Annotated in this window: 11 protein-coding genes; 2 read left to right on the forward strand and 9 right to left on the reverse strand. The window is 48.3% G+C overall.

Going from position 1 to position 14,698, the window contains the following annotated elements:
- Positions 1–153 precede the first annotated feature (153 nt).
- Positions 154–1,650 (forward strand): DUF1576 domain-containing protein, encoded by a 1,497-nt coding sequence (locus AC4EVX_RS07960; RefSeq protein WP_308451823.1) that lies wholly within the window; start codon positions 154–156, stop codon positions 1,648–1,650.
- Between the two features lie 123 nt (positions 1,651–1,773).
- Here AC4EVX_RS07960 and AC4EVX_RS07965 read toward each other — a convergent pair whose 3' ends face one another.
- The 8 genes from AC4EVX_RS07965 to AC4EVX_RS08000 all read right to left on the reverse strand — a co-directional run bounded on the left by AC4EVX_RS07965 (position 1,774) and on the right by AC4EVX_RS08000 (position 10,809).
- Positions 1,774–2,919: a M20/M25/M40 family metallo-hydrolase gene (locus AC4EVX_RS07965; protein ID WP_490159946.1), complete on the reverse strand. Its 1,146-nt coding sequence runs from the start codon at positions 2,917–2,919 to the stop codon at positions 1,774–1,776.
- Positions 2,920–3,078: 159 nt separating this feature from the next.
- Positions 3,079–3,843, reverse strand: a complete 765-nt coding sequence (locus tag AC4EVX_RS07970; protein ID WP_490159947.1) for a phosphoribosylanthranilate isomerase — start codon at positions 3,841–3,843, stop codon at positions 3,079–3,081.
- A 24-nt stretch (positions 3,844–3,867) separates the two neighbouring features.
- A complete protein-coding gene (trpC, locus tag AC4EVX_RS07975; RefSeq protein ID WP_490159948.1) occupies positions 3,868–4,662 on the reverse strand; it encodes an indole-3-glycerol phosphate synthase TrpC in 795 nt (264 codons plus the stop codon).
- A 35-nt stretch (positions 4,663–4,697) separates the two neighbouring features.
- Positions 4,698–5,717: an anthranilate phosphoribosyltransferase gene (trpD, locus tag AC4EVX_RS07980; RefSeq protein WP_490159949.1), complete on the reverse strand. Its 1,020-nt coding sequence runs from the start codon at positions 5,715–5,717 to the stop codon at positions 4,698–4,700.
- Between the two features lie 26 nt (positions 5,718–5,743).
- Positions 5,744–6,325: an anthranilate synthase component II gene (locus AC4EVX_RS07985; protein WP_490159950.1), complete on the reverse strand. Its 582-nt coding sequence runs from the start codon at positions 6,323–6,325 to the stop codon at positions 5,744–5,746.
- The gene (gene trpE / locus AC4EVX_RS07990; protein ID WP_490159951.1) at positions 6,322–7,791 is read right to left on the reverse strand and encodes an anthranilate synthase component I; all 1,470 of its coding nucleotides are present in this window, start codon (positions 7,789–7,791) and stop codon (positions 6,322–6,324) included. The genes AC4EVX_RS07985 and trpE overlap by 4 nt, the downstream gene beginning before the upstream one ends.
- 635 nt (positions 7,792–8,426) lie before the next feature.
- On the reverse strand, positions 8,427–10,139 hold the full coding sequence (locus AC4EVX_RS07995; RefSeq protein ID WP_490159952.1) for a sensor histidine kinase: 1,713 nt from the start codon (positions 10,137–10,139) through the stop codon (positions 8,427–8,429).
- Entirely contained in the window at positions 10,117–10,809 is a 693-nt protein-coding gene (locus AC4EVX_RS08000) for a response regulator transcription factor (protein ID WP_177977887.1), read from the reverse strand. The genes AC4EVX_RS07995 and AC4EVX_RS08000 overlap by 23 nt, the downstream gene beginning before the upstream one ends.
- Positions 10,810–11,090: 281 nt before the next feature.
- On the opposite strand from AC4EVX_RS08000, the gene AC4EVX_RS08005 reads away from it, so the two are divergent.
- On the forward strand, positions 11,091–11,696 hold the full coding sequence (locus AC4EVX_RS08005) for a GNAT family N-acetyltransferase (protein WP_177977870.1): 606 nt from the start codon (positions 11,091–11,093) through the stop codon (positions 11,694–11,696).
- A gap of 83 nt (positions 11,697–11,779) precedes the next feature.
- On the opposite strand, the gene AC4EVX_RS08010 is transcribed toward AC4EVX_RS08005, so the two are convergent.
- Complete coding sequence (locus tag AC4EVX_RS08010; RefSeq protein WP_490159953.1) at positions 11,780–14,698, reverse strand: AAA family ATPase; 2,919 nt, start codon at positions 14,696–14,698, stop codon at positions 11,780–11,782.

Below are 14,698 nucleotides of genomic sequence, written 5' to 3' on the forward strand. Positions count from 1 at the left end.
ATTTTTATGCTCATTTTCACCAAATCCCCTCCTGTTTTTGGGGATTTCTTATTGTTTTTATAAAAAAACAGGTTTTTCTCAATAAATCATGTTATGATTATATATTAAGAAGCAACTACTATTTTATATGATTCAGGGGGATTTTCTTCATTTATGAATGCCAAACAAAACAGTCGGATCATCAACGGCATCGCTTTCGGTTTTTCTACCGCATTTCTTATCTCAGCAGGAATCGCTACATTATACACGAGAAAAACGATTTCTGCGGTTTTATATGGATGGTATCTGATTCTGATCACTCCATGTCCCCTCGTGACCGATTACTTCGCCGTCGGCGGTCTCTCAAGCGCTATGCTCAACGCTGGAGCCTGCGGTCTTCTGTGCGCCATTCTCATGGTCAGTCTCAAAGGCGAGTCCCGCGCCAACACAATGGCGGGATATTTTCTCGTTGTGGCACACTGTTTTTACGGATTGAATATCCTGAACATGTTGCCCTGCCTCTTTACCCCTTTCATCTATTTAAAATTAAAGCACCTGAATTTTAAGAGCAACCTGCATGTCTGCATGTTTACGACCTCGTTTGCTCCCTTCATCAGCGAATTCCTGTTCCGCTACACAATCGGGGACAATTTCGTGTTCGGTCAGGTACAGCTCACTGCCAAAGGAGTGATCCTCGCCATCCTGTTCAGCCTGATGCTCGGTTTTGTCGTTCCGGCAATCCTGCCCGGTGCACACGCATGGCATAAGGGATATAACCTGTACAACGGTGGTCTCGCATTCGGAATCTTCGGCTTCCTCGTGTTCAACTTCATGTACCGCACGATGGGAATCGAAGTGCCAACCTCCCTCGTCGTGGATACGCCAGTCTATGAGCAGTTTGGTCACAGCTTCCGCCTGTATGGAAACTGCTTTTACTTAACGATCTTTGCGATCTGCATCCTGAGCGGATATATTTTAAATGGAAAAAGTCTCCACGGACTGAAACATCTGTTCAAGGACACGGGATTTCGCAGTGACTTTGCGGAAAAATACGGAATGCCGATCTGCCTGATGAACATCGGGTTTTACGGGTGTATCTTCTTAATTTATTTAAATCTCGCCATTCAATTTTCCGAGGGCGCTGGATTTACCGGTCCGACTTTCGGAATCGTGCTCGCCGCTCTGACGTTCACTGCAATGGGACAGCATCCGCGCAACATCCTGCCGATCCTTCTCGGCTACGAGTGCCTGTACCTCTTTACACTGTTCTTCTGCCACATCAACGGAAGACAGCTCACCTGGTCAATCTCGATGCAGGGCTATTTAAACGGAGCTGCCTTCGCGACGGGAATGAGCCCGATTGTCGGACGCTACGGCACTCGCGCCGGCATCGCCTGCGGATTCTTGTGTGCCTCAATCTGTACGGCGACAAGCGCACTTCACGGTGGCTTCGTTCTCTACAACGGTGGTTTCACCGCCGGAATCACAATCCTGATTGTTCTGCCGATCCTCGAGCACTACGTTCCTGCGACCCGTGAAGAAATGAAAGATCAGCATGTGAATATGAGAGATCTGATCACGCTTGTCCAGAACAATGTCGATCCAAACCTGATTCGCCCTTACGATACCTCCCGCTACAATGAACTCGGAGACGATATGGACGAACAGTAAACGCCCCTAGACAAGATTTCAAGATTCTATACGCAATAAAAAACCTCCACTGCCTGACGGACACCCTGATATGTACCCCGTTTTCTGGCAATGGAGGTTTTTCTGCTTTATAAATTGTGAATTTTATTTTGAAAAATATCTCAACACCCCGCTCAGTGCTACCTCATAGCCCAGCCCAATCGAATCCCGCTCCACATACTCTTCCCTCGTGTGCGCACCCGCGCCAAAACACGTTCCATAGCACACGCTCGGAATTCCCATCGAAAGAGGAATGTTGCAATCCGTCGAAATCGGAACAAGCGCAGGCATTTTTCCAGTTATGCATGCAAGCGTCTCTTTCGCAAAATCAAGCATCTCTTCGCGAACCTTTTTCTGCTCCTCATTTAATCGCTCACACGGGCGCAGCCCGACAACCTCCACCGATACCACAGCACCCTCTCTCTTCTTTGAAAAAATCTCCGCAAAACGCGCCTTCATCCAGTCAAGGCTGTCCGCATCATCCGAGCGATACTCGCAGAGCATATGGACCTCCTGCGCAATCGTGTTGACTGAGGTTCCACCTTCGATCACACCGACGTTGTAGGTCGTCTTTCCGCCCTCCGGCACAGAAATTTCATAAATTTCCCGAATCAGATCTGCCATGACTGCAATCGCATTTGGATTGCCAAAGCAACTATAAGAATGTCCTCCTTCAGTCTTTACGTTCACGCGAAAGCGCTCGGAACCTACCGCCCGACAGGCGATCGTGTCCATTGTGCAATCAAAACTCGTAAATGCCTTGATCCGATTTCCATAATCTTCACAGATTTTCCGGGAACCTCTTAAATTTCCAAGTCCCTCCTCGCCCGTGTTGCACACAAACAAGACACCACATCCATCTGACGGCTTCAAATCCCGCTCTGCAACATATCTTGCCGAAAGCAGAAGCGCAACAAGATTTGCGGTGTCATCTCCGACTCCCGGGCAACAAAGATGTCCTCCTTCCTCCTTCCACGGAAGAGGGGTCTCATCCGGAAATACAACGTCCATATGTGCCATAAAGACAATCACAGGATTTGTCGCCGTCACATGATGCGGATAAACCACATTTCCGGCACTGTCCACATAGACTCCTTTTGCCCCATTTTTCTCAAGCCAGTTTTTACAAAACTCAGTTCGACGTTCCTCATGATTCGAAGGTGCCGGAATCTGTGCCAGCTCTTTTAAGAGTTCATATCCTTCGCCTGCATGTTCTCTGATATACGATTTTTCTTCTGATCCAAGTTCCATGATCCCAGTCCTCTCCCGTATCTTGTATGCATCTTATCTGCGACTTATAAGTGTCCTATACGCATGTTTTCAAATCAATACTCGCAAATCTGCGCTACTATACTGCTCCTGCACTACTACTGAACTGTCAGTGCACTGCTCCTGCGATCATTATAGCACTTAATCAAAAAAATGGGAACGCACCTCTGCGATCATCCGACGAATCTTTTCAGGATCTTTTTTTCCGTCCGTCTCGACTCCACTGCTGACATCCACACCAGACGGAGAAAAACGATCAATCGCAAAAGAAGCATTTTCAGGATTCATCCCGCCTGCAAGAAACCACGGCTTTTGAATCGGAAGATGTGATTCTAACAGCTTGTGATCAAACAGTTTCCCTGCTCCCGCCTGCATCGCATCCAAGAGCAAATAATCTGCCTCACTCTCATACCAGATCGCAAGATCCGTCTTTTCACTCATCCGAATCGCCTTGATCAGAGGAACCTTTCTGCCAAGACGGTTCAGACGCTCCCGCAAATCTTCAAGATTGCTCGGAGTCTCCTCCCCGTGAAGCTGAACTACATCGATGATCTCTCTTTCCACAAGGCGCTCAATCTGCTCCGATGGTGCATCCACAAACACCCCGACAATCGGAATCTCCCGACTCAGGTGCGCACGCAGTTTCTCTGCCAGCTCCTCACTGACCTGTCTGCGACTTTGTGCAAACACCAGTCCTGCAAAATCTGGTCTGCATGCATTCAATACATCCATATCTTTCAATCGAGTCAGCCCACAGATTTTGATCTTTGTCCGCCTGATCTCCATGTTTCGATCATCTGCTTTTCTGTTGTCTGCTTTTCTGTTGTCTGCTTTCTTGTTGTCGGATTTTCTGTCGTCGGCTTTTCTGTCATCTGTTTTTTCGGCATCCATCTTGTTATCGTCCATCGTCTTCTCAAAATCCTTCTCTTCTCAAAATTCTTCTCTTCTTCCAAGCTCGCGAAGCGTCACCGCCTTATCTGCACTTCTCATCAGTGTCTCCCCGATCAGCACTGCGTCCGTTCCATTTTCATAAAGTTTATTTGTATCCTCCGCTCCCCGAATTCCGCTCTCTGAGACAAACACGATCTCTCTCGGCACAAGGCTTCTCAAGCGCACAGAATTATTGACATCGACTTCAAACGTTCTCAAATCTCGGTTGTTGACGCCGACAATCCTAGCCCCGGCACGCAAGGCCCGCTCGACCTCGCGCTCATCGTGAGCCTCCACGAGAGCAGAAAGTCCGAGTTCCTGCGCCTGTGCCAAATATTCCTTAAGCTGTCCGTCCCCGAGAATTGCACAGATCAGAAGCACTGCCGAAGCACCGAGAACGCTTGCCTGATCGATCATATAGGAATCAACCGTAAAATCTTTTCTCAGAATCGGAATCGAAACAGTCTCCACAATTTCTTTTAGATAAGCGTCGCTTCCCTGAAAATAAAACGGCTCTGTGAGGACAGAGAGCGCACTTGCCCCTGCCTTCTCATATTCTCTTGCAATCTCAAGATACGGAAAATGCTCCGCAATCACACCCTTTGACGGAGATGCCTTCTTGACCTCACAGATAAAGGAAAGTCCCGGTGCCCGAAGTGCCTGCTCAAACAAAAACTTTTTGTTTTCCGGACATCGATGCGACTCTGCAAGCTCTCTCATGGTCTGTGCAGACACTTTTTTCTTTTCTTTCTGAACTCTTGCCCTCGTCTTCTCTGCAATCTCATCCAAAATCATATGTCTTTCCTCTCCTGTCCGAACGATTGAACTATTTATTCTCCGAGCTGATCTCTTGAACCATTTACAAAGGCTTCAAGCTGTTTCTTTGCCTTTCCGCTGTCAATAATCTCTCCGGCAATCTCGATTCCATCCGCAATCGTCCCTGCCTTTCCTGCCAGATAAATCGCTGATCCTGCATTCATCAGCACAGCGTCACGCTTCGGACCCTTCTCTCCATTTAAAATTTCCATCGTGATCTTCGCATTCTCCTCTGGTGTTCCACCCGCGAGATCCTCTTTCTTACATCTTGAAAAACCGAACTGTTCCGGTGTGATCTCATAACTTGTAAATGCACCGTCACGCACCTCGCAGACCTTTGTCGGCGCACTCATGGAGATTTCATCGAGATGATCCGTTCCGTACACGACAAGCGCACGCTTCACGCCGAGATTTGCGAGAACCTGGGCAAGCGGTTCTACGAGGGTCTCATCATAGACTCCCATCAGCTCCATATTTGCACCTGCCGGATTTGCGAGAGGTCCAAGAATGTTGAAAATTGTCCGGATTCCAAGCTCTTTTCTGACCGGAGCGACATACTTCATTGCACCGTGATATTTCTGAGCAAACAGGAAGCAGATTCCGATCTTTTCTAAAAGTTCCCGGCTCTTCTCCGGAGAGATCGTGATGTCAACGCCAAGTGCCTCGAGCACATCCGCTGCCCCGCATTTGCTCGAAGCGGCACGATTTCCATGTTTTGCGACCGGAATTCCTGCTGCTGAGATCACAAGTGCGGATGTTGTAGAAATGTTGAAAGAGTTCGCTCCGTCTCCGCCTGTTCCGACAATTTCCAGCACATCCATATTGTGAAGCAGACGAACGCAGTGCGCTCTCATTCCAGATGCTGATGCCGTGATCTCCTCGACCGTCTCTCCCTTCATGCCAAGAGCTGTCAGGTAAGCGCTCATCTGCACCGGAGTTGCCTCGCCCTCCATAATCTCATTCATCACCTGCTCTGCCTCTTCGTAGGTAAGATTTTCATTTCTATATACTTTTAAAATGGCTTCCTTAATCATCCTCGTGCTCTCCTTTTCTTAATTTCTCAAATTGTTTTCCGAAATACTTTAAAGAAATTTTCCAGAATCGCTCTTCCATCTGGAGTCAAGATCGATTCCGGATGAAACTGCACGCCAAACACCGGACTCGTTCGATGCTCGACCGCCATGATCTCCCCGTCTTCCGTTCTCGCTGTGACAAGCAATTCTTCCGGCATTGTCGCTTCTTCTGCTGACAGCGAATGATAACGACCGACCTGCATCCCGTTCTCAAGTCCTGCAAACAGGCGACTCTGCGGATGGATGGAAATTTTTGAGACTTTCCCGTGCATCAGTTCTTTCGCATACGTCACATTCGCCCCGTACGCCTTGCAGATCGACTGGTGTCCGAGACAGACTCCAAAGATCGGAATCTTTGACCCGAGCTTCTGTACAACCTCGATGCAGATTCCGGCATCCTCCGGTCTTCCCGGTCCCGGCGAGAGAATGATCGCCTCAGGCTTCAATCCCTCAAGTTCCTCAATCGTGATCTGATCATTGCGAATCACGCGAATATCCGGATCAATGCTTCCCACAAGCTGATAGAGGTTATAAGAAAAGCTGTCATAATTATCAATCAAAACGATCATTCTTCCATTCCTTTCCGTGCCGTATCAATCGCACTCACAACTGCCTTTGCCTTGTTCAGACACTCCTGATACTCACTCTCTGCGATGCTGTCTGCCACGATTCCGGCTCCCGAGCGCACATACACTTTTCCGCGCTTTGCGTAGGCAATGCGGATCGCGATACACACATCGAGGTTTCCCGCAAAGTCAAGATAACCGATTGCACCTCCGTAGATTCCTCTACGTCCGCCCTCAAGTTTCTGAATGATCTCACACGCGCGAAGTTTCGGTGCTCCTGACAGTGTTCCTGCCGGAAGGATCGCATCAACGGCATCAACGGCGTCACACTCCGGACGAATCGTTCCGCTCACGGTCGATCCGATATGCATCACATGGGAATATCGCTCAACTTCCATATATTTTTCTACCTTTACACTTCCAATCCGACTGATCTTTCCGAGATCGTTTCTTCCGAGATCGACGAGCATGTTGTGCTCTGCTCGCTCCTTCTCATCTGCGAGCAGTTCCCGCTCGAGTCTCTGATCTTCTTCCTTAGAAGCACCTCTCGGTCGCGTTCCCGCAAGCGGGTAAGTAAAAAGTTTTCCGTCTGTGAGTTTGACAAGAGTCTCCGGGGATGCTCCCGCAATCTCAATGTCATCACTGAAGAAGTAAAACATATACGGGGATGGATTTGTCGTCCGAAGTACCCGGTATGCATCGAGAAGACTTCCCTCCATCTCTGCCTCCAAACGATTCGATAGCACAACCTGGAAAATATCTCCCTCGCGAATATAATGCTTTGCCTTCTCCACCATCTCACAGTACTTCTCTTTCGAGAACGTCGGCTGAAGTTCACATTTAAGTTTCAGAGGCTGATTGGATGCCGGATTTCCATTCCGAATCAGATAGGCGAGTCGCTCAAGTTCCAATTCTGCCTTGTGATACTCTTCTTCCATCGCATCTGTCTTCATGTTGACGATCAGGATCATTTTCTGACGGAAATTGTCAAAGGCGATCACCTTATCAAACAGCATCAGATCGACATCCTTGAAAGAATCCTCATCGGCTTTTTCTAACTCCAGCGTCGGCTCTGCATACTTGATGTAATCGTAGGAGAAATATCCCACAAGACCACCGGTAAATGTCGGGAGATCCTTAAGGCGCGGGCTTCGATTCTCCTCAAGAATCTGGCGAATCGCCTCCTTCGGATGATCGACTTTCCGGGTCGTTGTCGTCGCACCCTTGATCGTCATCGTCCCATCCTGACAGCTGATCTCGAGAAGAGGATCAAATCCGAGAAACGTGTAACGTCCCCACTGTTTCGATTTCTCCACACTCTCAAGCAGATAACAGTGACGGCTCACCTGTTTTAAAATTCTCAAAACTTCAAGTGGTGTGCGAATATCTGAATAAATCTCCCTGGTCAGCGGAATTCTTCCGTATCTGCCTTCCTCAGCGAGTTTCTTAGCCTGTTCAAGCGTCATCATCTCTCTTATCCTCCTTCTAATTGATCGATTGATAGAATATAGAATGTGGAATATATGGATGGAACGAAATTTCATAAAAATCATGGTTTGCGTTTTATTTATGAATTTTATAAATTTATGAAATAAAAAAGCCCCGTCCATGACAGACTCTCAAATATAGAAAGTCTGCCAAGGACGGGACTTGTTACATTCACGCTTCCCGCGGTGCCACCTTGATTCACTTCACCGGAAGCTCTGACTCAATCGGGGTATCTCTCAACTGCCCGCTCTGTCTGTATCACTCCGGCTTCCGTGCGCTTTACGGAATACCATCATATTCCTGACCTCTCACGCGTGTCTCACGTCGCAGAATACTCAGCTGTCTATGATTTACCATTTGATTTATCTCATTTGCCAGCCTTTGACTGCGCCCTCGGCGGTCCATTTAACAAACTGCGTTCTAACGGTTCTCAGCATCCCGTCTCTCTGTAAGTGCACGACTTGTTTTTATCTCCGCTTCATCGGTTTGATTGAATTTATATTTTATTTTTTCACATTTTAAGACTTTTTCCAGTGCTTGTCAACTATTTTCTGTATCTTTTTTCCTGGTTTTTCACTGGAGATTATCCAAGTCGACGTTTGCAAAAATCTGGGATTTATTTCTGCGCCTGAAGCGTAAACCAGAACTCCACACCGCCCTCAACGTTTACAACGCCACAACTCTGGTGATGAATATCCATGATCGCCTTGACGATCGAAAGTCCGATTCCGCTTCCTCCGTAAGCCCTTGTTCTCGCCTTGTCAACCTTGTAGAACTTCGTCCAGAGGTTCGGAAGATCTGCCTCCGGGATCGGATTTCCGGTATTGAAGACCGTCACCTTCACCGTCTCCCCGATCTTCTCAACGCGAATCTCAATCCGTCGCTCTCCATCGAGATGATGAATCGCATTCGTCAGATAGTTCGTCACAACCTCCTCGATCTTAAACTCATCCGCAAATACCATACACGGTCCATCCGGCTGATAGCAAACCGTCGCCTCATTCTGCTGAATAAGGATCGATGAGGATCGGATCAGATCCTGAATTAGTTCTGTGATGTCGAACGTGTCCATCGACGGAGCATCGTTTCCAAACTCAAGTGCCGTCAGCGTCAGAAGCTGTTTCACCATCTTGTTCATCTTTCCCGCCTCATCCATGATGACTTCGCAGTAGTAATTCCGACTCTCCTCATCCTCACACATTCCCTCGGTCAGACCCTCGGCATAGCCCTGAATCAACGCAATCGGAGTCTTGAGTTCATGGGAGACATTTGCGATAAATTCCTTTCGCATCTCATCAATCTGGGTCTTCTCGTCAATGTCGTGCTGGAGCTGTCGGTTCGCATCCTGAAGCGCTCCGATTGCATCCTTGAGCCGACTCGAGAGGTTGTTCATATTGCGTCCGAGAATTCCGATCTCATCCTGAGCATCCGCCTCATAGTGGGCGTCAAAGTCGAGATTTGACATCTTCTCCGAGAGTGCCGCGAGCGCGAGCACCGGCTTTATCACGCGGTTGGCGACAAAGTACATGATGATCGTTCCAAGAATCAACGCCACAAATCCGACAAACGTCGTAAAACGGTTTGCGAGCATCACGCTGTCATGGATTCCTGCAAGAGGCATCGACATGATAAAGAGCGTGCTGTTATCCGAGAAAAATCCCCAGGCTTCCATGTAGCTCGCATTCGACCGCTTGTCGTAATTTGTCTCCACGATATAGTTGTCATGTTCTTTTAAAATCTGGGCATCTCCTCCGCCCTTTCCAAGCACATAGCGCTGTACTTTCTGTGCGAGGAAATCGCTCTCCCGACCGGAACTTAAGAAGGCTTTTCCCGTTGAGCTGTCAATCAGAACCGTCGTCAGGTTATTTCTCTCACCGAATGTTCGGATTGTTCGAAGAATCGTATCGTTGTCCTGATCCGAATTTGTCGCAGTCCGATTCTTCTTTTTCTGCTTCCAATAACTTCGAAAACTTCCCGAGTTTTCAGAATCATCCGTCTGAGTATCCGCATCCTCCCCGTTTTCATCAAACGGCATCTGTCCCCACTGCTGCCATTCTGCCTCAAGTTCCCGGCTGATCACACTGCTGATGCTCTCGCCATCCTGCGCTTCCTCCATCACTTTATGGTTGACGGTGTTGTATGCCTCCTCCATCACTTTGAGTTTCTGATTGACGTAATAGCGCTCAAGCCACCAGTTGTTGACAACGAGAATCGCAAGAATTGTCGCCACCATCAGTCCCACGTAAATCAACATAATCCGGTGACGGATTGAATGTTGCATCCGCTTATCCTGTTGGAGCTGTTTCTCAATCTTTTTGACTGTCATCATCCACCTCAAACTTGTATCCCATGCCCCAGATTGTCTTGATATAATTGCCCTTCTCACCCATCTTGCTTCTCAGCTTCTTTACATGGGTATCTATTGTGCGGGCATCACCGAAGTAATCATAGTTCCATACGTTGTTGAGAATCTTCTCTCTCGAGAGCGCAATTCCCTGATTATCGATAAAATAGTTTAAAAGCTCAAACTCCTTGTAGCTCAAATCAATCGGTTTTCCATCGATCGTCACCTGATGCGCCGGTTTGTCCAGACAGATGCCACCGACATCAGAGATTTCCTTGACAGTCATATTGCTCCGGCGCAGAATCGCCTCGACACGGGCGACAAGAATCTTCGGGCTGAACGGTTTGGAAATATACTCGTCCACACCGAGCTTGAATCCCTGAAGCTCATCTCTCTCCTCACTGCGTGCCGTCAGCATAATGATCGGCACCTTGGAGTACTGGCGGATTGTTTTACAAACCTCCCATCCGTCCATCTTCGGCATCATCACATCGAGAATAATCAGCGCAATATCTTTCTGTTTAAAAAAAATATCGACTGCCTCCTCGCCATCTCCTGCCTCCAAAACCTGAAATCCCTTTACGGTGAGGAAATCCTTCACCAGCTTTCTCATTCTCGCCTCGTCATCCACGACAAGCACTTTTAATCCATCCATCGTCTCATCCTCCTGACTATCCATCCTATCTCATATTCATCGTATTTTAATTATTTTTATTTTTTTAAGACCTTTAAGGCTTTTTGCCAAGGTATCTCTTCGGTCCCTCTTATCTGCATTGTATCAGATTTATTTTCGTATTTCCACGTTTTCACAGAGATTTCACAGACCGGCTGTTACCGTATTAGAATTTCTTGTTTTTCCTCTCACTTTGTGCTAAAGTGGGGCTAAAAAACAGATTAAAAAATATCCCTATTATCATTTATCGGAGGTCAACGATTATGGACTCTATTCAAAACTCATCCACAATTCCTACCATTCGCATTGCAGAAAAAAAGGACGCATCTGCCCTCTTAGACATCTACGCCCCCTACGTGACAGACACTGCCATCACGTTTGAATATGAAATTCCGTCTGTCGAAGAATTCGCAAACCGAATCGAACACACGTTAAAGAGATACCCCTATCTCATTGCCGAGGAGAACGGTACGCCGGTCGGCTACGCCTATGCCAGTCCGTTTCATGACCGCCCTGCTTACGACTGGGCTGTTGAGACTTCGATTTATGTCGACCGCTCCCACCGCAAAAACGGGATTGGTCGCCTCCTCTACAATGCCCTGGAGCGCACACTCTCCACTCAAAACATCCTGAATCTCAACGCCTGCATTGCCTATCCAGCTGAGGATAACGATCCCCATCTGACAAAAGACAGCGTCCGTTTTCATGAGAAACTCGGCTACCGCCTTGTCGGAGAGTTTTATCAGTGCGGGTACAAGTTTCACCGCTGGTACAACATGGTCTGGATGGAAAAGCACATCGGAACCCATCAGACCGATCAGCCCGCGATGATCCCGTTTTCTGAGCTGAAATCTCGCATCTTGCTTTAACTCTGCACTTCTAACTTTGCACGGAATGTTCCTGTCAGACATCAGGATTTAACGCTTTTCAAATACGATCTGTGCAAAATTTTCTAGCAGACAACTTTCGCCCGGCTTCCGGTCTTTCCTGCCTGCCGGGTTTTTGTCACAACAATTTTGTTCTCAATCCGGTCTTTGAGCTCTGCAACATGGGAAATGATTCCAACAAGCCGATCTCCCTCCGTCAGGTTCTCGAGAGCGCGCACCGCCTGCGAGAGTGCATCCTCGTCGAGAGAGCCAAATCCCTCATCCACAAACATTGCGTCAAGGCGAATTCCCCCCGCCCGCGCCTGAATCTCATCCGAGAGACCGAGCGCAAGAGAGAGCGAAGCCTGAAACGTCTCTCCGCCTGAGAGTGTCCGGACACTTCTCTGCGAGCCGTTGTAATGGTCGATGACATCCAGTTCCAATCCCGATTTTTCTTTTCGATTTTCCGAGATGCTTCGCCGTTTGAGTTCATACTGACCACTGCTCATCGTCATCAGACGCAGATTTGCCCGACGCAGGATCCGGTCAAAATACGCCATCTGCACATAGGTCTCAAGCTCAATCTTCTCTTTTCCGGCAAGTGTTCCGTTTGCGGTCTCCGAAAGTGCACGGATCCAGGTATATTTCTGTTCCGCGGATTCAAGCTCTTTTTGGCGAAGACGAACGCATGTGAGGATCCCCTCATTGTTTTTCAATATCGCATACTGATCCTGCACGCGCTGATTCCACTCGCACTCCTCCTCTCTCAACCGACCAATCTGTTCTCTGAGAGAAAAAAGCAGAGTCTCAAACTCCCCCTTAATTTCGTTCATCTTGATGATTTCGTTTGTCTTATTGGTTTCTTTGGATTTATTGGTTTTATTGGCTTCGTTGGTTCTATCAAACTCTTCTTCCAGTTCTTCTTGCAGTTTGAAAAGTCTTTCCTTATGCAAACGAAGACTCTCCTCCAGGCGTGCAAATGTCTCACCGGCTCTTCTGCGGGTTTCCTCCGCCTGTTTTAAGGCAGTTTCCAACGTCCGCTTTTCCTCTCGCTTTCTCTGAATCAAGGCATTCAGATCTTCGCTCTCCCAGGAATCTGTCTCCGTCTTATCACTCTTTTTCTGATTGTCGCGACTGGAGCTTTCCTCCTCATCCTGTCGGATCAACTCCCTCTGTTCGGCACGCAAACCGGCAAGGGCAATTTCTGCCTCCTGAATCTTCCGGCGAATCTCAAGGCTCTTCTTCTCGCACTCTTGAATCTGTGCTTCCCATCGCTGATACTCCTTTTCCTGTGCCTCTAACGTCTCTAAAGAAATTCGAATCCGCTCCAGCCATTCATTGAGATCGCAGGTTTCTGCCTCTGTCTGAGTTCCTAATTCTCCCAGAAAAATCCCGGTTGTCTCAATAAATTCCGTTGTCTCCAGCTCCCTCTGTTTCATCAGCTGTGCCGACTTTGCGCTTGCACTCTGTGCGCTCTGGCGAATTTTCTCAAGTTGCGCTTTCTCCCGCTCCAGCTCTTCTTTATCCGGGGCATCCTCTGCGAGAACGGTCGGATGCGGATGTTCAAGCGAACCACAGACCGGACACGGAGCTCCGGGACTTAAATGGCGTGCGAGAACTCCTGCCTGTGCATCGAGAAACCGTTGTTCGAGAATGAGATATCCCTGTTCTGCCTGTGCCCGCTCTTTTGCAAGCATCTGATACGAAGCCTGTTGTTTCTCTATCTCCGTCTCCAATACGCGAAGATGAGCACCGTTTTGCAAAAGCTGTCTCCCTTCTGCCTGCTGTCGGATTCTCTCGCTGTGTTTTTCTCTTATCTGTTCCGAAGAAGACTCCTGCTTGAGAAGCTCTGTATATCTCGCAAGCTCCTCCTGAAAACGTTTCCCATCATACTCCTCGTTCTGAATCATATCCTGAAGGTTTGCCAGACGAGCCTTTCTCAGTCTCTGACGGTTTCGCCGGTTTTCTTCCTCCTTAAGCAGTAAAATTTCCTGATCAAGGCTCTTTCCACGCTCTGCCGCGGCACGGCAAATTTCACACTCTCGCTCTGCCTGATTCCTTGCCTCAAACGCAGATACCATCCTCGCCTCATCCTGCTCAAGTTCTGCGCGCAGGCGCTGACACTCTTCTATCCGATCCTGTCGGTTTTGCTCTCTCTGCAAGTGCTCACGGCACTCTCCAAGACGCGCTTGCAATTCTTTTAAACGTTCTGCATCCACTGCACAAAATTCCGTGAGCAGTTCAATTCCTCGAACCGTACATCCCTGAAATTGCGCAGACTGAATCGCACCCCACTCCGCAATCATGTTTTGACGATCTGTTTTTTCTCTCGATCCGCTTTCGATCTCTGCTTCCCAAATGCGAACCCCATCGAGATACTGCACAATGCTTCTTCGCGTCTCATCGTAGGTCTTCCAACATTCTTTTGCAGAGGTTTTCAGGCGATTTTGCAAATCCTGATATGGTCCGGTGTGGAAAATCTGGCGAAAGATCTCGGATCTCTGCGCAGTTCCCGCCAGAAGAAGTTTCTGGAAATCTCCCTGCGCAATCATCGCAATCTGCGTAAACTGGCGATAATCGAGACCGACAAGCTCCGTCACCGCCTTCGTTACCTCCCTCGCCTTTGTGATCGGCTGTCTCTGGTCCGGAAATGCCAAAACTGCATCCGCTTTCTGCACCGTCATTCCTTCCCCGCGCGTCTTCGGCCTCAGATACTCGGGATTTCTTCTTACTGTGTAGGTACTTCCCTGACAGGAAAATACAAGCTCCACAAACGTGTCCGCTGTGGCTTCCGCATATTTGCTCCGAAACATTCCTGCGTCGCGCACCTGCCCGCTTGCCTCCCCGTAAAGCGCAAATGTGATCGCATCAAAAATCGTCGTCTTTCCCGCTCCCGTATCCCCGCAGATCAGGTAAAGACTTCCCCGTCCAAATTTTGTAAAATCAAGTTCTGTCCGCCCCGCATACGGTCCAAACGCACTGATAATCAGATACTCCGGTCTCAA

The sequence above is a fragment of the Brotaphodocola sp. genome (assembly GCF_983179755.1).

Coding starts and splice junctions, on each gene's coding strand:
- AC4EVX_RS07960 (WP_308451823.1), top strand. CDS start 154: ATGAATGCCAAACAAAACAGTCGGATCATCAACGGCATCGCTTTCGGT.
- AC4EVX_RS07965 (WP_490159946.1), bottom strand. CDS start 2,919: ATGGAACTTGGATCAGAAGAAAAATCGTATATCAGAGAACATGCAGGC.
- AC4EVX_RS07970 (WP_490159947.1), bottom strand. CDS start 3,843: ATGGACGATAACAAGATGGATGCCGAAAAAACAGATGACAGAAAAGCC.
- trpC (WP_490159948.1), bottom strand. CDS start 4,662: ATGATTTTGGATGAGATTGCAGAGAAGACGAGGGCAAGAGTTCAGAAA.
- trpD (WP_490159949.1), bottom strand. CDS start 5,717: ATGATTAAGGAAGCCATTTTAAAAGTATATAGAAATGAAAATCTTACC.
- AC4EVX_RS07985 (WP_490159950.1), bottom strand. CDS start 6,325: ATGATCGTTTTGATTGATAATTATGACAGCTTTTCTTATAACCTCTAT.
- trpE (WP_490159951.1), bottom strand. CDS start 7,791: ATGATGACGCTTGAACAGGCTAAGAAACTCGCTGAGGAAGGCAGATAC.
- AC4EVX_RS07995 (WP_490159952.1), bottom strand. CDS start 10,139: ATGATGACAGTCAAAAAGATTGAGAAACAGCTCCAACAGGATAAGCGG.
- AC4EVX_RS08000 (WP_177977887.1), bottom strand. CDS start 10,809: ATGGATGGATTAAAAGTGCTTGTCGTGGATGACGAGGCGAGAATGAGA.
- AC4EVX_RS08005 (WP_177977870.1), top strand. CDS start 11,091: ATGGACTCTATTCAAAACTCATCCACAATTCCTACCATTCGCATTGCA.